Genomic DNA, 17,093 nt, shown 5'->3' on the forward strand with positions numbered 1-17,093 from the left:
CTTGGCGGCTGGCGGCTGGCGGCTGGCGGCTGGCGGCTGGCGGCTGGCGGCTGGACGAAAAACGGCCAACCGCATTGCGGTTGGCCGTTGTGGTGGGGATGACGGTGAGGGGCGCGGGTCAGCGCATGCGCGTGCGGGTGCGTCTGACCGGGACGGTCTGGCGGGCACGGCGCCGGGCATGCTGGAGCTGCCAGGCCATGGCGCCCAGGGCGCCGGTGAAGAGCGCCAGCTGGAGTGTCGTCAGAAGTGCCTCGCTCATTGGGCTGTCCTCGCGTGGTCGTAAGTCGTGTTGCCGGGCGACCAGCGCGCCCGACCCTCGCAATCGAGAATCGGGCTTTTCGCACCCCGATTCAAGGGGGTAAAACCCTTGGCGTGCCGGGGTGAGACCCGGGTCCCGTCTTCAGACCGCACCGCTGGTGCCGGACGCGATCAGTAGCTGATCACGACGGTGTCCTCGGCGCTCATCGCCGCGAGGCTGCGCGCGCAGTCGACCTTGACGGTCCCGGGAAGCATGTCGGCCATCTCCAGTCCGGCCTTGCGCAGACACATGCCGCAGAGCATCACCTCGGCGCCGGCGTCGATCAGCCCGACGAGCTGGCCGCGCAGGTCGTCGGGGGCGCCGCCGGCACGGTCGGTGGCGAAGCCCTGCTGGGCGAGATAGACGCCGCGCACGTTGAGGAAGACGGTGACGGCGTAGCCGGCTTCAAGCGCCCGGGTGGCGTGGCCGAGCGCCATGCCGGCGCGCCAGGCCTCGTCGCTGGTGAGGTTGTAGAAGACGTGACGATCGGGGGTGGCGAGGGCGCTGGCGGGGATGCTGAGCAGCAGTGCGATGAGCAGTGCGCCGAGGCGCGTGGTGCGAGCGGACATGGTTCGACCTCCTGTCGTGGTTGGGATCCTGCAGCGGCGCGCCCCTGTGGGCGCGCCGGCCCTGTCAGTCCTCGTCCTGCTGCTCGTCGCGCCGTCGGCGCAGCAGGTAGATGTCCATCTGCCAGCCCTTCTCGGCCTTGAGTTCGGCGCGGGCGCGCAGCGCCTCGTCGACCACCTCGTCGAGCGGTCCGGCGACCAGGCGCTCGTCAGCGGTGCCGACCAGCCCGCCCCAGTAGAGATCCATGTCCTGGCCGGTGAAGCGCTGGTAGGAGGCGTTGTAGTCGAGCATCACCACGGCGTTGTCGAGCGTGGCCGGGTCGCAGTGCTCGGCATGGCGTCCGGTGGTGATGGTGATCGCCTCGCCGACGCGGTTGAGCGGGATCTTGTGCCGGGCGGTGAGCACCTGGACCGAGGTGATCCCGGGGATGACCTCGAAGCGCAGCTGCTCTGGCTGCTCGGCGACCAGCTCGGTGATGTTGGTGATGGTCTGGTCGTAGAGCGCGGGATCGCCCCACAGCAGGAAGGCGCCGGACTGGCCGTCGGCCAGCTCGCGCTCGATCAGCTCGGCGAAGATCTCGCGTTTGCGCTGGTGCCAGCGGCGTACGCCTTCCTTGTAGTCGCCGTTCTCGATGGTGCGCTGGGGGCTCTCGGCGATGACCACCCGGTAGCTGCCGGGCTCGCAGTGCGCGTCGAGGATCTGGTGGCGCAGTGCGAGCAGATCCTCCTTGCCGCGCCCGGCCTTGTCGAGCATGAAGAAGACATCGGTCTTCCGCATGGTCTCGATCGCCTGCAGGGTGAGATATTTCGGGTCCCCCGGACCCATGCCGATGAGATAGAGCGTCTTCATGTGTATAACCAGCGACCAACCAGGCCTCGCGGCCGGAGTGACGGACTGTCTGGCCCCATGATCTGGTGTGGTGCCAGCCAGCCGCGTCGGCGGTGGCTGATGGTAGCAGTATCCTCGCCGGACAGTCAGCCGTATCGGTCGTGGCGCATTCTGGGATCCGTTGGTAAGATGCCTGCCCGACGTAGAACCGGCTTTTTGCAGACATGATGCGGGCGAGAATTTTTCCCACAAGGGTTTTGTGGTTGCCAGCGCCGAAGGGGCTGACGCATGCTCGCGGATCGTGGTCGATGCTTGCCCTTGCGTCATCTACTACTACACCGACTGTTTCGAATTTGGCCAAGCGCTCGCCCGTCACAGGACTCCCGTCATGATCGTTCGTCATCGCACGCCCTCGAGCGAGCCGTTCGCCCCGGCCCCGTCGCGCTGCGTCGGTCGACGGTGTCTGTGCCAACTGTCGCAGTCTGGCGGGGCTTCACTACACTCAGCAGAGCCCAGCTGAGTCCGACGATCGAGATAACCCGGAGCTGACAATGCGAATCCTTTTTGTCCACCCCAACTATAGCGCCGGTGCCGCCGATATCGCCGGCAACTGGTCGCCGGCGTGGGTTGCCTATGTGGCTGGCTATCTGAAGTCCGGTGGCTACGAGGACTACCACTTCATCGACGCCATGGTGGACAAGCTCGACGACGATCAGCTGCGTGCCGCCATCCGCGAGGTGGAGCCCGATATCATCGCCACCACCGCAATGACGCCGATGATCTACGCCGCGCAGCGCCTGCTGCAGGTCGCCAAGGAAGAGCGCCCGCAGGCCCTGACCGTGCTCGGCGGCATCCACGCCACCTTCATGTTCCAGCAGGTGCTTGAAGAGGCGCCCTGGATCGACGCCATCGTGCGCGGCGAGGGCGAGGCGGTCACCCTCAACCTGGTGCGTAGCATCGATCAGAGCGGTTGGCCGGGTCATCGCGCCGATGTCAAGGGTATCGCCTTCCTCGACGAGGCCGGTCAGGTGGTCGCCACCCCGGCCGAGCCCTCGATCAAGGACGTCGACTCGATCTGGCCGGACTGGGGCATCCTCGACTGGCAGAAGTACATCTACATCCCGCTCGGGGTGCCGGTGGCCACGCCCAACATGGCGCGCGGCTGTCCCTTCACCTGCAGCTTCTGCTCGCAGTGGAAGTTCTGGCGCGACTACCGCGTGCGCGATCCCAAGCGCGTGGTCGATGAGATCGAGGAGCTGGTCAAGGTCCACGGTGTCGGCTTCTTCATCCTTGCCGACGAAGAACCGCAGATCAACAAGAACAAGTTCGTCGCCTTCTGTCAGGAGCTGATCGACCGCGATCTCGGCATCCACTGGGGTATTAACACTCGTGTGACCGACGTCATGCGCGACGAGGAGCTGCTGCCCTTCTACCGCAAGGCGGGTCTGGTGCACGTCTCGCTCGGCACCGAGGCGGCCGCGCAGCTCAACCTCGACCGTTTCGTCAAGGAGACCACGGTCGCGCAGAACAAACGCGCGATCCAGCTGCTCCAGGAAAACGGCATCGTCACCGAGGCGCAGTTCATCGTCGGTCTCGAGAACGAGACCCGCGAGACCCTGGAAGAGACCTATCAGATGGTCATGGACTGGGGCGCGGACATGGCCAACTGGTCGATGTACACCCCCTGGCCGTTCGCCGACATGTTCACCGAGATGAGCGACCGGGTGGAGGTCTTCGACTACTCGAAGTACAACTTCGTCTCGCCGATCATGAAGCCCGACAACATCGATCGCGCCGAGCTGCTCGACGGGGTCATGGCCAACTACCGACGCTTCTACATGAAGCGGATGTTCTTCCAGTACCCCTGGGTGCGCGACCCCTTCCGTCGCAAGTACCTGATCGGCTGTATCAAGGCCTTCCTCAAGAGCGCCATGGAGCGTCGCTTCTACCAGCTCGGCAAGCAGAACTACTGGGGGCCGATGTTCAAGAAGCTGATCAAGTTCGACTACGACAAGAGCCGCGCCAAGATCGTCGAGCCGGATCACAATGCCTGGAAGAAGGCGCCGCCGGCCAAGCGTCCGGCGGTCTCGGCCACCGGCGCTGCGCCCCAGGCCTGCGCCGGGCCCAAGGCCTGTGGCGGTGGCGATCAGCAGATGACCGAGGAGCAGGTCAAGCAGTACGAGAACGCTTGATCCGCGACTTGGTCGACGCGGGCGGGTGGACGGTTGCGGCCGTTCCGTCCGCTCGCGCCGCATAGGCAACCATCGGCCCGCTTCGTCGCACGACGAACGCGGGCCGTGTCGTTCAGAGATTCATCGCATGACCGATTCCGCACCGACGATCAAGATCGACCTCCCACCGCTGCGCGACAGCGGCCCACGCCGTGCCCGCACGCTGATGATCCAGGGCACCGCCTCGGACGTTGGCAAGAGCATGCTGGTCGCCGGCCTGTGCCGCGCCTATGCCCGCCGCGGCCTGGTGGTGCGCCCGTTCAAGGCGCAGAACATGAGCAACAACGCGGCGGTCACCACCGACACCGATGCCGCCCCCGGCCCCGACGGCGAGCAGCCGCGCGGCGAGATCGGTCGCGCTCAGGCGCTGCAGGCGCGCGCCTGCGGGGTGGCGCCCTCGATCCACATGAACCCGGTGCTGCTCAAGCCGCAGAGCAACGTCGGCTCCCAGGTGGTGCTGCGCGGGCGCGCGCTCGGCAACTGTCCGGCGCGGGTCTATCACGAGATGCGCCAGGGGCTGATGCCGGCGGTGCTCGACAGCTTCGAGCGGCTCTGCGCCGAGGCCGACCTGGTGCTGGTCGAGGGCGCCGGCAGCGGCGCCGAGGTCTATCTGCGCGACTGCGACATCACCAACATGCACTTCGCCGAGCGCGCCGAGGTGCCTGTGGTGGTGCTCGGCGATCTCGACAAGGGTGGCACCATGGCCTCGCTGGTCGGCACCTGGCTGCTGCTCGATGAGGCCGACCGCGAGCGGGTGGTGGGCTACATCGTCAACAAGTTCCGTGGCGACTTCTCGCTGTTCGAACCGGCCTGCGAGACCATCACCGAGATCACCGGCTGGCCCTTCCGGGGCGTGCTGCGCTGGTTCGAGGGGGCGGGGCGGTTGCCCGCCGAGGACTCGCTGGCGCTCGAACGCCCGGCCGAGACCAGCGGCGGCGTGCTCAACGTCGCCATCCCGCGGTTGTCGCGGGTGGCCAACTTCGACGACATGGACCCGCTGGCCGCCGAGCCGAGCGTCAACCTGCGCTGGATCCAGCCGGGCGAGGCGATCCCCGCCGAGACCGACGTGGTGATCCTGCCCGGCTCCAAGGCCACCCGCGCCGATCTCGACTGTCTGCGCCGCGAGGGCTGGGACGTCGACATCATCGCCCATGTGCGCCGTGGCGGCCGGGTGGTGGGGCTGTGCGCCGGCTACCAGATGCTCGGGCGCGTGGTGCGCGACCCCCAGGGCATCGAGGGCGAGCCGGGCGAGACCCCCGGGCTCGGGCTGCTCGACATCGAGACCGAGATCGGCGGCGACAAGCGACTGATCGAGATCGATGGCCACGATCAGCGCAGCGGCTGTCGCCTCACCGGCTACGAGATGCACATGGGGCGCACCGCCGGGGCCGGGCTCGAACGCCCCTGGCTGATGCTCGACGATGGCCAGGGCGGGGTGCGCGCCGAGGGCGCGATCAGCGCCGACGGGCGGGTGATGGGCGGTTATGTCCACGGCATCTTCAGTGGTGACACGTTCCGCGCGCACTGGCTCGACCAGGTCGGCGCCCAGGCGGCGCGGATCGACTTCGAGGCGCGCATCGAGGCTGCGCTCGATGCCCTGGCCGATCACTGCGAGGCCAATCTCGATCTCGACGCCCTGCTGACACTGGCGCGCTGAGGCGGAGGGGCATCGTGACCGAACCCAAGGAGCTGACCGACAACCCGTCCTTCAAGGGCTTCACCAACCACGACTGCCCCTTCTACCCCTGTCATCCCGGGGTGCGGCGAACGTTCAACTGTCTGTTCTGCTACTGCCCGTTGATCGCCTACGACTGTCCCGGTCCTTATCGGATCTACACCGACCGTCACGGCAATCGGCGCAAGGACTGCACCGACTGCCGCCTGCCGCACGAGGGCTATCACTCCGCCTGGTCGTTCATCCAGAAGTGGCTCGACGACCCCCGGCCCTGGTGCGGCGAGCCGCAGCGGCGCTATCGTCGACGCGATCCCACCTAGCCGTTGGCGAGCGCGGTGGCCGATGGCTGTTGCTCCTGCAGCGCCTGCCGCACCGCCGTGAGCAGTTCCCCAGAGCGCCTGATCCAGTCTTCGAGCCGGCTCGATCGCTCGTCGGCGCGGCGCAGTGTTTCCAGTCGCAATCGTCGCAGCCTGAACAGCGCCTCGCGCAGCAGCAGCTCCTGTTCGAGCCGTATCTGCTGATCGTCGCCGAGTAGTTCGGGGTCCGTCCCCATGGCATCGGGGGCGAGGCCCGTGCGCACCAGCATCAGCCTGATCTCCGCCAACCCGAGATTGAGCAGTCGATCGCCGGCATCCGGTGGCTCGATGACCTCCCAGAGCGTATCGAGCGCGCTGAGCAGTCGTTCGGTCTCGAGGCGCGGCGACGGTGCCGGCAGCCACTCCACGCGTTCGCGCATCCCCTCGATCAGCTGCCCGATCAGGGCGCGATCGAAACCCGCGTCCTGGGTCTTGGCGATGGTGAGCAGCTCGTGCGCCCCCAGCCGCTGACTGGTGGAGACGATGAACTCGGTGAAGGCGAGCAGGATGCCGAGTCGGCTGAGGTCCTTGCCGCGTCGGCCATGGGGGTAGCCGCTGCCGTCGAGGCGTTCGTGGTGTTCGAGCACCGCGCGCGCGATCCGTCCGCGGGTCTGTGGCTCGCCCTCGAGGATCAGCGCGCCGATCCGTGGGTGGGCATAGAACTGACTCCAGTGCTCGGGGTGCAGGGGCTGCGAGGGAGCCAGCGAGGCGGCCTCGAGATGGAGGATGCCGATGTCGTGACAGAGCGCGGCCAACGCCAGACGCTCCTGGTCGCGAGGCTCCAGGGCACGCGCGCTGGCCAGCGCATCGGCCGCGAGCAGGGTGGCGACCCCATGCTCAAACAGCGCCGGGTTGAGGTGACGGGCAACGGCGAGCTTGTTGCCGAGCACGCCGGGTGGATCGATCCGCGCGGCGGTGCGGCGCGGGTCGTGGTGCGGCCCGCCGAGACAGGCGATCAGTGCCGCCAGAGTCGGGTCCCGATCGAGCAGGCGCGCGATGGTCTCGAGCAAGGTGGTGCGATCGACCCGCTCGGCGAGGCGAGTGGTTCGGTCGATCGGTTCGAGCAGCTTGTGGCGCAGCAATCGCTCCAGCACCGAGCGATTGATCCGCGCGCCACGGGCCAGCAACTTGCTGCCATTGGCCGCGCGGATATCGGCGCTGGCGGCGATCGGCTGTGTGTCACCGAGGGTGGTGAGACGACGGATATAGACCGACTCGTCGAGCGTCATCGCGAGCCGTCCGGCAGACGGTGAGCGGCGTGGGGCACTGATTGAACATCCATGTTGCAGCATTGCGTGCGGCCCCGATCCGGGCCGTGTCAACACGCGAGCGGGCACCGCCTGGGATGGTGCTCCATACCCCATCCTAACACCAGATGTTGATCTGGTGCGTCTCCAGCGCCACGCCGCTGGGTGAGGTCTGTCGGCTCTCATAGGGGGTGTCGTCCATGCCAGACATCCCCAAGATCTGCTTAGAGGCTGCTCGTTATCCCTTGAGGGGATTCGTAACGCATCTATCACGCAATGGAAAAGACTCGCGACCTATCTCATAATCCTTTGTCGGGATTCGTAACAGGATCTGGGGATCTCCCAGTGTTAGACCCGGCAGCCTCATAACCCCTTATAGAGATTCGTAACCTGCACCAGCTGGCGGTGGCCGGCCTCGGTGAGCACCTCATAACCCCTTATAGGGATTCGTAACCCGATGGCCGTGGAGCAGGCCCTCAACCTCCCGATACTCATAACCCCTTGTAGGGATTCGTAACCCGCCTGGAGGAGCGATGCAGCGGGGTGGCGGGTGGTCTCATAACCCCTTATAGGGATTCGTAACGCTGGGAGCGCCACGCTTAGGCGGCGCTTGCGCTAGCTCATAACCCCTTATAGGGATTCGTAACCAGGACGGCGTTCGCGGCAACCGTCAGCTCATCGACTTCATAACCCCTCATAGGGATTCGTAACGTATCCGTTGGGCGTGCATCACGGCATCCCATTCGACTCATAACCCCTTATAGGGATTCGTAACCAAGGAGATCTACGCATTCCCCGCCCAGGGCGGCGGCTCATAACTCCTTATAGGGATTCGTAACATTGCCGCACGCCGTGTCAATCGATCCTCGATCGCTCTCATAACCCCTTATAGGGATTCGTAACCAGCCATACCCGCGCCCCGTACTTCTTCGGGTCATACTCATAACCCCTTATAGGGATTCGTAACTACATAGATCCGTCGGCATGTCTGAGTGTCCGACTTCTCATAACCCCTTATAGGGATTCGTAACGATCCACGACATGCGCCACACGTGTGCCGCATGGCTCTCATAACCCCTTATAGGGATTCGTAACGAGCCCCGGGCTGTGTGGTGGTGAACTGCTCGACGACTCATAACCCCTTATAGGGACTCGTAACCGGCGAGCTCGTGCTGACGCGCGAGGCCGACCTCGACTCATAACCCCTTATAGGGATTCGTAACGGCGCTACCCGGCATCCCCGATCAGGTCATCGAGATCTCATAACCCCTTATAGGGATTCGTAACGTCTATTGCGCTCTTCATCGCTTATCTCCTCACCGACTCATAACCCCTTATAGGGATTCGTAACGGCCTGATCGGCGGCGTACTGGTACTGCTGCAAAGCCTCATAACCCCTTATAGGGATTCGTAACGGCTGCATCTGCATTCACCGAGCAACAGTCCGCGTGCTCATAACCCCTTATAGGGATTCGTAACCCCTCGACGAGGGGGCTGGTGGTCCGACGACATGAGCTCATAACCCCTTATAGGGATTCGTAACGGGCCGGGTGTTTGGCGTCAGCACTTTGAACGGCGACTCATAACCCCTTATAGGGATTCGTAACCCAGTTCAAATCCTATATGCAGGCGTTCGTGGGCGACTCATAACCCCTTATAGGGATTCGTAACGAGGTCTGCGGGGTGGTGGCCATCGACTCGGGCCAGCTCATAACCCCTTATAGGGATTCGTAACGAGCGCCGGCACACCGAAAGAGGGCGCGGAGATCTCCTCATAACCCCTTATAGGGATTCGTAACGTCGTTGGAGCGGGCGCAGGACCGGTACTTCGCTGCCTCATAACCCCTTATAGGGATTCGTAACGGTCGGGCGGGCCTTCCAGACCACCAGCGACTTCCCCTCATAACCCCTTATAGGGATTCGTAACATATTTCGCCGCGTCGCCAGATGCAGCCGCGCGAGGTCTCATAACCCCTTATAGGGATTCGTAACCACAACAAAAAAGCGGAATCTGACACTATGGAAAATCTCATAACCCCTTATAGGGATTCGTAACTCGGTGTTTCCGTTGGCGATGCTGCAGCCCTGCATCTCATAACCCCTTATAGGGATTCGTAACCTGCGGCGGGTTTGTCAAGAGCAATGAGCCCGGTCTCTCATAACCCCTTATAGGGATTCGTAACCCTGGCCATCGCCGCCTATGTGCTCGAGCACGGTCTCTCATAACCCCTTATAGGGATTCGTAACTTCGGATGAGACGCCATGAGTGCGTTTGTCGGCGGCCTCATAACCCCTTATAGGGATTCGTAACGGATGAGGACGTGGATCTGGACCTGATCGGGTATCTCTCATAACCCCTTATAGGGATTCGTAACTGGCCTCCAACACGGCCGCGAGATCACCATCTCGGTCTCATAACCCCTTATAGGGATTCGTAACGGCCTTGAAGAGATCCTTGATGACCGCGGCAATCGCCTCATAACCCCTTATAGGGATTCGTAACCTATCTCGAGTTGCAGGACCGGCCCGACATCGCCGGCTCATAACCCCTTATAGGGATTCGTAACGTGACGGGGCCGCTTGGGTCAAGCCTCGGCGCGTGGCTCATAACCCCTTATAGGGATTCGTAACGGACGTCGCATTGCGTTCTCTGTGCCCGCCGTGGCTCTCATAACCCCTTATAGGGATTCGTAACTACCAACAAAGCGGCGTGAGCCGCAACTACTTATTGACTCATAACCCCTTATAGGGATTCGTAACCCGTCTCGCCCTTGTGCAGCAGATTGATGATGTACTCTCATAACCCCTTATAGGGATTCGTAACGAGTGGGAGATCGATGCTCAGTTGGCGTCTGAGTGTCTCATAACCCCTTATAGGGATTCGTAACCCGACCCCGGGCGCGCTGCTCCTCACGAGTGCCCTGCTCATAACCCCTTATAGGGATTCGTAACTCGGCGGCCGAGTCGGCGCGGGCTTCGGGCGCGTGCGTCATTCTCATAACCCCTTATAGGGATTCGTAACACCCGTGCCGCTGACCGCCAGCGCCGAGGCGCCGGTCTCATAACCCCTTATAGGGATTCGTAACCGGGTGACATCGGCCCGCACATGGAGCGGATCCATTCTCATAACCCCTTATAGGGATTCGTAACCCGTGGAGGGCAATCCGGCGGCTATCTGTCGCGCTGCTCATAACCCCTTATAGGGATTCGTAACGGGCCGCATTGTGACAGGGCAATGCGGATCTGGTCACTCATAACCCCTTATAGGGATTCGTAACCCGAGCCTGAGCCACCCAAGGCGCCGCGCATGGAGTCTCATAACCCCTTATAGGGATTCGTAACCCTACGTGATTTGTGTGTCGCAACTCAAATCCTAGGCTCATAACCCCTTATAGGGATTCGTAACCGATGCAGATGATCGCTTTGCCCGCTACGCTGAGCGCTCATAACCCCTTATAGGGATTCGTAACTGCGAGCATGTTTTGCTCCTCGGCTATGCCGGTGGCCTCATAACCCCTTATAGGGATTCGTAACCCGCCGCGGCGTTGCAACCGCGCGGCGGTCCGCCGGCTCATAACCCCTTATAGGGATTCGTAACCCGCCGCGGCGTTGCAACCGCGCGGCGGTCCGCCGGCTCATAACCCCTTATAGGGATTCGTAACCCGCCGCGGCGTTGCAACCGCGCGGCGGTCCGCCGGCTCATAACCCCTTATAGGGATTCGTAACATCAGTGCCGCCGGAGCTACCGCCGGTATCGCCGCCCTCATAACCCCTTATAGGGATTCGTAACGCCATCTCCACCGGTACCATCACCGGATCCATCACCCTCATAACCCCTTATAGGGATTCGTAACATGCTGGGCCATGGCGCGGCTGAACTCGGACTTGGCCTCATAACCCCTTATAGGGATTCGTAACCGGCGGGGGGCGGTGTTTCTACGTGATGCCCCAAGGGCTCATAACCCCTTATAGGGATTCGTAACGATTAGCGGGAGGGCGTCGAAGAATTCGCTGATGCTCTCATAACCCCTTATAGGGATTCGTAACTGTACTAATTCGCCATTGCCTCCGCCTATTTCCTCTCTCATAACCCCTTATAGGGATTCGTAACGTCGTGCTCGACGAGCTGTGGCGCTACTGGCCCAGTCTCATAACCCCTTATAGGGATTCGTAACCTGGAGACCGAGCGCCGCCGGGCCAAGTCGACGGTCTCATAACCCCTTATAGGGATTCGTAACGCCGCGCTATCTGCGCGATCTCAGCGACGCCGACTCCTCATAACCCCTTATAGGGATTCGTAACTTGCCGCATTCGCGGGGATCTGCGCGAACACTTCGAACTCATAACCCCTTATAGGGATTCGTAACCAACGGCCCCCAGCAGGCTTAAGCCTTGACGCGGATCTCATAACCCCTTATAGGGATTCGTAACCCTCGATTTTGATGTGTTTCCTCTAGTGTTGAATGATGCTTGTGTTGACTTTCTTTGTGTGGAGGCTGATGGCCGTGCGTCGGAGTCTGTAGTTGGAGACTTCACAGGCGATAGACGTCTGGGGCTACAAGACGCCGTAATCGGTCTTGTGTCTGGTGTCCGCTTTACGACTGACTGCTCCTTTGCCGGATTTTGCCTTGATCAAGTGGGTGACCTCTACATTCTTGCGGTTTTCTGCTGTGATTTCGGTGATTCTATCCTCTGGGAGCATGGCCGCGCTCAGCTCTTGGCGCAAGCGCAAGGCTTCCGCTTCGGTCATGTTTCCAGAGAAAACAGAATATTGTTCGTGGTTGAGATAGCGCTTCAGGATTTTTCTGAAAATTCTGGTCCGTTTCGCTTCGACGTCATACGTGACGAGCATGAACATGATTAAGCCCGCCGCTTGAATGATTCATACTCGGAAACCTCGAGGACCTGTCGTTCGAGTCCAAGTGCTTCACGATAGATCCACTGCCTGAAGCTGTGCCCGGAGTATTGCTCTTCAAGGCGTTGTGCGAACAGTTCGCTGACATGGCGACGCCCAGTCTCCGTCAGCAGGCAGACTCCCTGGTTGATGGAGAACCAGTTGTCGCCGAGCATCTTGCGGCGTGCCATGCGGAAGATGAGCATATCGGCAAGCACTGGCTTGAAGGGTTCGGAAAGGTCCAGGCTCAGTGACGCGCGTCCGTGGCCTGGAGCGTGCAGTACGCTGAAGGTCTCCTCGAGATGGGTCTTGCTTGTCTCGTGCCGGGTGACGGTATAAGTGAGCTGATTGAGGAAGGAGATCAGGCAGTTGACCGGATTGTTCGGCGGCCGTCTTACCCGCGGCGTGAAGTCCAGCGCCGGATCGATGTGTCGCCAGCCGCTGTAGTACAGCTCGTGCAGGTTGCCCTCGATTCCCATCAAGGTGGGGCTGCTGTCGGCCGTGCCGATCTTGTCCATCAGACGTTGCATCTTGGTGATGATGTCACCCAGCGCCTTAATTCCTCGGTAGTGGTAGTAGCGCAGATTGGCGAGCATGTTGTGAGCCGCGCCGCGAACGACCTCCCGAGCAACGGCAATACGTTTTCGCTCGTCCAGTAACAGCTCTGCCTGCTTGAGCTTGACCATGCCCGCTGGGTTGCGGTCGAGTGGTTCGAAGCTGCCCTTGCAGTAACCGTAGTAGTCGAATACCGATAGACGCACACCGTGCTTGCCGCACAGCGTCAACAGGCGACTGTTCAGGCGGCTCTCGCCGAGTAGGACCAGATGCCCGACGGCTTCGATCGGCAGTGAGCGCTTGCGTCCGTCGATCATGATCGACAAGGTGTTTTCGTGCTGCCTGAGTGTGGCGTCACGCGTGACGAAGAGCGTTTCCATCAGTCATACCCGCAGAAAGGCGCCAATGAACAACTGGCGCACAGGCCGATTTTCGATGTCTCGGGAACCTGCTCCGACTGGCTGAGCCGTTCGAGGGCGAGGCTGTCGTGCCAGAGCCCATCGAGCAGGGCTGAGTCGAGCGCGACTTCACGCCAGCGTCGGTTTGTCAGCACCTGTACCCGTGCCGTCCAGGCGCGCCCCGTGGCGATGGAGAGCATGACTGCGTAGTAGCCGACCTGGCGGTCGACGGCGATTTGGGCTCCACCGGTTCCCTTGTTCTCGAACACGATGGCCTGCTCCCAGTCCAGCCGATCCGGGGCCAGACCGAACAGGCCGATCGTCGAGCGGTCGCGTTTGTAACGGGTTTCCTGATGTGCCAGCCCGGTTGCGACGCGACAGTTCCACTGGGCGAAGTTGATCCGGTGCAGGTACATCCAGGCTCGCCGCCGACACAGGTTGATGTGCTGGAAGTGCAGTCCGTGCAGGTTCAATCGGTCGACACGCTCAGAGAACGCCGCTGACTGCGTCCAGTGAAATCTCGGGGTCATGTCCGGGTACCAGTCCGGTTAGGCGAACAAGCTTCTGCACGGCCTCCAGTGCCTGGGGGTGATCCTCCCAGTCGAATTCATAAGGGTCGATGTCTTCCAGCTCGTCACACCAGCGATTGACCAGGCGCTCATCGCAGGGCAACCTCAGGGTTCGCGTGGTGTGAGGGAAGTGGCAGATCCAGTCGCGTTTGGCGTGACGATCCTTGTCCTCGCGCCAGTAGTCGTCGAGGCCGCCCTGGATGTGGATTTCGTCGCCCGTCTCGATGCCGCGCTCGAATACCTCCGTTTCCCGTTGCAGCCAGACTCTGGGATAGTCGTATGCCTCGCCGGTGTCGCTGACCACTCGGATCTTCGGCTCGATCGTGCGTAGATCGAATGCCTGGGCATGGAACAGCTTCAGCCAGTGGTTGACCTGCTCGGTCAGACCCGGTTCGTCGGCCAGTTGACGGACCCTCTGCTCCAGCCGGTAGAACGCGCCTGCGCCCTTGGGTTGGTGGGCGAGCAGGTGGCCTCGGCGGGGCTGACGGTTGCTTGCGTGCTCCAGCAGCACTGACCAATAAAGCGCGGTACACCACTTCGCCTGACTGGATAGCTGGCCGAAGGTGCTGGCGGTATTGTGAGGCGAGAACTCGGCCTGCACGGATCGGCTGAGCACTTGGGTCAGTGCCGCGATCGTGCTTCGCTCACCGGGCCGCTCTCGGACCCAGTCCACGACGGCTCGCAGCCAGGGTTTTCGCTGCTCTTCGATCCGCACAATGACGCGACCGTTCGCGCCGCGCCTGGCTGCGCGGCCGTAGCGTTGCAGGAAGCTCATTGCCTCGAAGCCCGGCTCCATGAGCATGAAATCGGCATTGCGGAAGGTCACGCCCATCTCGACGCTGGCGGTTGCCAGGATCAGGTCATAGGCGAGCGGGTCGCGTTGACGACCGATCGCGAATCCTCCTTGATGTCGGCCCTTGGCGGTGCTGTCACGCACACTGTTGATCACCAGCACCCGGGCGGGGTCGATTCCGGCCTCGGGCAGCTTGCGTGACAGCGCCGGGAGGTCCTTCTCCAGGTCGACCAGACGGTTGTAGACGATGACGACCTGACGGCCCGCTGCCAGTTCCTCGACCACCTCGTTCAGGTGGTCGAGGACCAGGTCGTAAAGGCTTGGGGAATCGACCAGCGAGAGGCGCACGTCGCCGTGGAGCGGGCGGCCGTCCGGGACGATCCGTTCACGCAGCAGGGCGATCGCCTCTTCGGGGATGCCGATATCCACCAGGGTTGGTTTCAGGTCCAGTGGTGTCGCCGAGAGGAAGCTGATTCGCGACACCCCGAACCCTACCCGGTTGTCGAGTTGAACCGTGGCAAGGCGGGCGAACAGGGCCGCCAGACCGAATCCACGCGCCTCGATCGAGTGGAATTCGTCGAAGACGATGTGATCGAACTGCTCCAGCATGTCGAACACGCCTTCGCCCGCCTGTCCAGCCTCCACCCGGCGGCGGATCAGCAGGCCGCTGACGACCTCGGGGGTAGCGACGATCATGCCGCCATCGAAGCTGCCCAGGTCCGTCATCTGGAGCAGCCGAACCCCGTTGATGCTGGCCACGCCCTGGCTTCTCAAGACCGCCGTCTGGTCGCTGCTCCAGATCGCCACGCTTTGTGCGGCCTTCTGTCGGCTCCAACCGGCATCCTGCAGGTCGTTGCTCAGCCCGTTGGCCAGGTTCTGCGCCAGTCGTCGCGTCGGTACGATGAAGAGGATACGGTGTCCACGATCGCGCAGCGCACGCTGGAAGGCGTAGCTCTTTCCGGCCCCCGTGGGGGCCTCGGCGATGCGTATCCGTGCCGGGTGCTCGATCAGGTCGCGCTGCAGCGGTGAGAGTCCATCCTCTCCCGCCGCGACGCAGTGCCTGGCGATGATCACGTCCATCGGGCGACCTCCTCTCCGGCCTGGGTGAGCGGCATCCATGCCGTGAGCTGCAAGCCGTAGAGCAGGAAGCGCTCGACTGCCAGCTCACGCCCGAACAGTGCCGCTGTCGCGGCGTTGAGCCGGACCTGCTCGATGCTGTCGTCGCGGGTGAGTTTCAGCATGCCGTTGCGATGCAGACCGATCCTGATGACGAGCGATGTCTGGCCTGTTTCCGCGAAGGGATCGATGCCGAAGAGCGCGCCGCGGAAGACGGCCCCCGGGGGCACCTCTTGGGTCGTCCAGAATTGCTTCAGGTTGCCCTTATAGGTGACATCGCGGAGCTTTTTCTGATAACCGCTTTCCTCCTCCAGGTTGAGTCGGCGCGCCAGCGGCGGCAGCAAACGTGGATCGTCGGCTATCAGCAGCGACGCCCGCCAGGGCATGACGCCCAGGTCACGACGGTAGTCCTTCTCCGGGAGCGCGCCGCTTGCGCGCATCCAACCCAGTGTGCCGGCCAGGCCGAACGCCAGCGCGTTGTCGCTGATGAGTTCGGGTAGGGTCGCCGTGCCACCCTGAACCGCCAGCGAGTGATAGGCGAACGGTGTCAGGGTCTCGGCACGCAGTCCGATGGCCGGGCTCATTTTCCGAACCAACCGTCGAAGAGCTGCGCGATCTCGGTGGCGGCCTCCTTGTATTCGGCCTCGAGTCGGCCGCCAGGCTGGTTGAAGTCGTCGACGAGCTGCTCGACCCATCCCTGGACCTCCTGTCCTGGGATGACGGTTTGGTGCAGGGGGGCGAGTAGGTTGTGCAGCCGTGCGGCGGCGGTCTCGACGTCGGTCGTCTCGGCCGGATCGAAGTGCTTGATCAGTTCGTAGGGCGAGGTCTCGGCCTTCTCGAATTTATCGGCGTAGATCCCGACGCAATGGGTGCGGATGTTGATGCCGGTCACCGAGGTCTGGCCGCCGTAGCTCCCGGCCATGCCGACCGACAGCAGCAGGTGCTTGAGTCCGATGGCGGGGAGCATCTTCCCGCGCGTCGAAAGCACCTGGACCATCAGCGATCCGGGGCGGATGAAGTGGCGGCTGAAGAGGTTGTCGGTGTTCTTGTTGTCCTCTGCGTCCCAGAGGGTGCCATCCTCCATCCCGCGGTTGTGGAAGCTTTCGTCGACACACAGATATTTGGGCCGCAGGCTGAGCCCGTCGGAGTAGTTCACCGCGGCCCGTACCGGCAGGACCTTGTTGTCGGAGTTTGCCGAGTCGCCGAACACCAGGGTGTTCAGGTCGAAGGACTCGGAGGGCTTGGCCTTCTTGGGGATCACGGTACGGTTCTGTGGATAGCGCCCACCCGCGCCCATCGCGCGCAGGATCTGTAGTGCGCGCCCCCGTTCCGGGTACTTGAACTTGTTCGGCACCGCGCGGACGTAGGTCTCGTCGTTGAACTCGATATCGGTGATCTCCTGCTCGGCATTGCGGAAGACCACCGGCGCGATCGCCTCGCGGATCAGCACCAGGGAGATGCTCCCGAGGTTCTTGCGTTTCGGGTGCAGATAGGCGCTGTTGTTACCTTGGGTTTTCTCGAGCAGTCCGTTCAGGGGGGCGAGATAGTCGTTCAAGCGTTCCATGG

General features: G+C 62.6%; 13 protein-coding genes and 1 CRISPR repeat array. Of the genes, 3 read left to right on the forward strand and 10 right to left on the reverse strand.

Annotated features, from left to right (window positions below; genetic code table 11):
• Positions 1-118: 118 nt before the first annotated feature.
• The 3 genes from MARPU_RS17520 to cobF form a co-directional block, all read right to left on the reverse strand.
• Positions 119-259 carry a hypothetical protein gene (locus tag MARPU_RS17520; protein ID WP_005220786.1) on the reverse strand — a complete coding sequence of 47 codons (141 nt, stop codon included), beginning with the start codon at positions 257-259 and terminating at the stop codon, positions 119-121.
• 170 nt (positions 260-429) lie between these two features.
• Positions 430-867, reverse strand: coding sequence for a DsrE family protein (locus MARPU_RS05880; protein ID WP_005220788.1), 438 nt, complete (start codon positions 865-867; stop codon positions 430-432).
• Positions 868-931: 64 nt separating this feature from the next.
• Complete coding sequence (cobF, locus tag MARPU_RS05885) at positions 932-1,714, reverse strand: precorrin-6A synthase (deacetylating) (RefSeq protein ID WP_005220790.1); 783 nt, start codon at positions 1,712-1,714, stop codon at positions 932-934.
• A gap of 530 nt (positions 1,715-2,244) precedes the next feature.
• Here cobF and bchE point away from each other — a divergent pair.
• The 3 genes from bchE (at position 2,245) to MARPU_RS05900 (ending at position 5,919) form a co-directional block, all read left to right on the forward strand.
• Complete coding sequence (gene bchE, locus MARPU_RS05890) at positions 2,245-3,885, forward strand: magnesium-protoporphyrin IX monomethyl ester anaerobic oxidative cyclase (RefSeq protein ID WP_005220792.1); 1,641 nt, start codon at positions 2,245-2,247, stop codon at positions 3,883-3,885.
• Positions 3,886-4,012: 127 nt separating this feature from the next.
• Positions 4,013-5,581: a cobyric acid synthase gene (locus MARPU_RS05895; RefSeq protein WP_005220794.1), complete on the forward strand. Its 1,569-nt coding sequence runs from the start codon at positions 4,013-4,015 to the stop codon at positions 5,579-5,581.
• 14 nt (positions 5,582-5,595) lie between these two features.
• Positions 5,596-5,919 carry a cysteine-rich small domain-containing protein gene (locus tag MARPU_RS05900; protein ID WP_005220797.1) on the forward strand — a complete coding sequence of 108 codons (324 nt, stop codon included), beginning with the start codon at positions 5,596-5,598 and terminating at the stop codon, positions 5,917-5,919.
• Here the strand turns inward: MARPU_RS05900 and MARPU_RS05905 are convergent.
• The 7 genes from MARPU_RS05905 to MARPU_RS05935 all read right to left on the reverse strand — a co-directional run bounded on the left by MARPU_RS05905 (position 5,916) and on the right by MARPU_RS05935 (position 17,091).
• Complete coding sequence (locus tag MARPU_RS05905) at positions 5,916-7,184, reverse strand: HD-GYP domain-containing protein (RefSeq protein ID WP_005220798.1); 1,269 nt, start codon at positions 7,182-7,184, stop codon at positions 5,916-5,918. The genes MARPU_RS05900 and MARPU_RS05905 overlap by 4 nt on opposite strands.
• Positions 7,185-7,500: 316 nt before the next feature.
• A CRISPR array of direct repeats spans positions 7,501-11,633; the repeat unit is 28 nt; unit sequence CTCATAACCCCTTATAGGGATTCGTAAC.
• Between the two features lie 124 nt (positions 11,634-11,757).
• Positions 11,758-12,060: a CRISPR-associated endonuclease Cas2 gene (gene cas2 / locus MARPU_RS05910; RefSeq protein WP_005220805.1), complete on the reverse strand. Its 303-nt coding sequence runs from the start codon at positions 12,058-12,060 to the stop codon at positions 11,758-11,760.
• Between the two features lie 2 nt (positions 12,061-12,062).
• Entirely contained in the window at positions 12,063-13,031 is a 969-nt protein-coding gene (gene cas1, locus MARPU_RS05915) for a CRISPR-associated endonuclease Cas1 (protein ID WP_005220807.1), read from the reverse strand.
• Positions 13,031-13,522: a CRISPR-associated protein Cas4 gene (locus MARPU_RS05920; protein ID WP_232229504.1), complete on the reverse strand. Its 492-nt coding sequence runs from the start codon at positions 13,520-13,522 to the stop codon at positions 13,031-13,033. Before MARPU_RS05920 ends, cas1 begins: the two co-directional genes overlap by 1 nt.
• Before the next feature lie 13 nt (positions 13,523-13,535).
• Positions 13,536-15,491: a DEAD/DEAH box helicase gene (locus MARPU_RS05925; protein ID WP_005220810.1), complete on the reverse strand. Its 1,956-nt coding sequence runs from the start codon at positions 15,489-15,491 to the stop codon at positions 13,536-13,538.
• On the reverse strand, positions 15,482-16,111 hold the full coding sequence (locus MARPU_RS05930; RefSeq protein WP_005220812.1) for a hypothetical protein: 630 nt from the start codon (positions 16,109-16,111) through the stop codon (positions 15,482-15,484). Before MARPU_RS05930 ends, MARPU_RS05925 begins: the two co-directional genes overlap by 10 nt.
• Positions 16,108-17,091, reverse strand: a complete 984-nt coding sequence (locus MARPU_RS05935; protein ID WP_005220813.1) for a hypothetical protein — start codon at positions 17,089-17,091, stop codon at positions 16,108-16,110. Before MARPU_RS05935 ends, MARPU_RS05930 begins: the two co-directional genes overlap by 4 nt.
• Positions 17,092-17,093: the final 2 nt, after the last annotated feature.

Source organism: Marichromatium purpuratum 984 (genome assembly GCF_000224005.2).
Lineage (GTDB): Bacteria > Pseudomonadota > Gammaproteobacteria > Chromatiales > Chromatiaceae > Marichromatium > Marichromatium purpuratum.

What these genes read in the sequence shown, in the direction of transcription:
- MARPU_RS05880 (WP_005220788.1), bottom strand. Translation starts at nt 867, where the DNA reads ATGTCCGCTCGCACCACGCGCCTCGGCGCACTGCTCATCGCACTGCTG.
- MARPU_RS05930 (WP_005220812.1), bottom strand. Translation starts at nt 16,111, where the DNA reads ATGAGCCCGGCCATCGGACTGCGTGCCGAGACCCTGACACCGTTCGCC.
- MARPU_RS17520 (WP_005220786.1), bottom strand. Translation starts at nt 259, where the DNA reads ATGAGCGAGGCACTTCTGACGACACTCCAGCTGGCGCTCTTCACCGGC.
- cas1 (WP_005220807.1), bottom strand. Translation starts at nt 13,031, where the DNA reads ATGGAAACGCTCTTCGTCACGCGTGACGCCACACTCAGGCAGCACGAA.
- cas2 (WP_005220805.1), bottom strand. Translation starts at nt 12,060, where the DNA reads ATGTTCATGCTCGTCACGTATGACGTCGAAGCGAAACGGACCAGAATT.
- MARPU_RS05895 (WP_005220794.1), top strand. Translation starts at nt 4,013, where the DNA reads ATGACCGATTCCGCACCGACGATCAAGATCGACCTCCCACCGCTGCGC.
- MARPU_RS05925 (WP_005220810.1), bottom strand. Translation starts at nt 15,491, where the DNA reads ATGGACGTGATCATCGCCAGGCACTGCGTCGCGGCGGGAGAGGATGGA.
- MARPU_RS05905 (WP_005220798.1), bottom strand. Translation starts at nt 7,184, where the DNA reads ATGACGCTCGACGAGTCGGTCTATATCCGTCGTCTCACCACCCTCGGT.
- MARPU_RS05935 (WP_005220813.1), bottom strand. Translation starts at nt 17,091, where the DNA reads ATGGAACGCTTGAACGACTATCTCGCCCCCCTGAACGGACTGCTCGAG.
- bchE (WP_005220792.1), top strand. Translation starts at nt 2,245, where the DNA reads ATGCGAATCCTTTTTGTCCACCCCAACTATAGCGCCGGTGCCGCCGAT.
- cobF (WP_005220790.1), bottom strand. Translation starts at nt 1,714, where the DNA reads ATGAAGACGCTCTATCTCATCGGCATGGGTCCGGGGGACCCGAAATAT.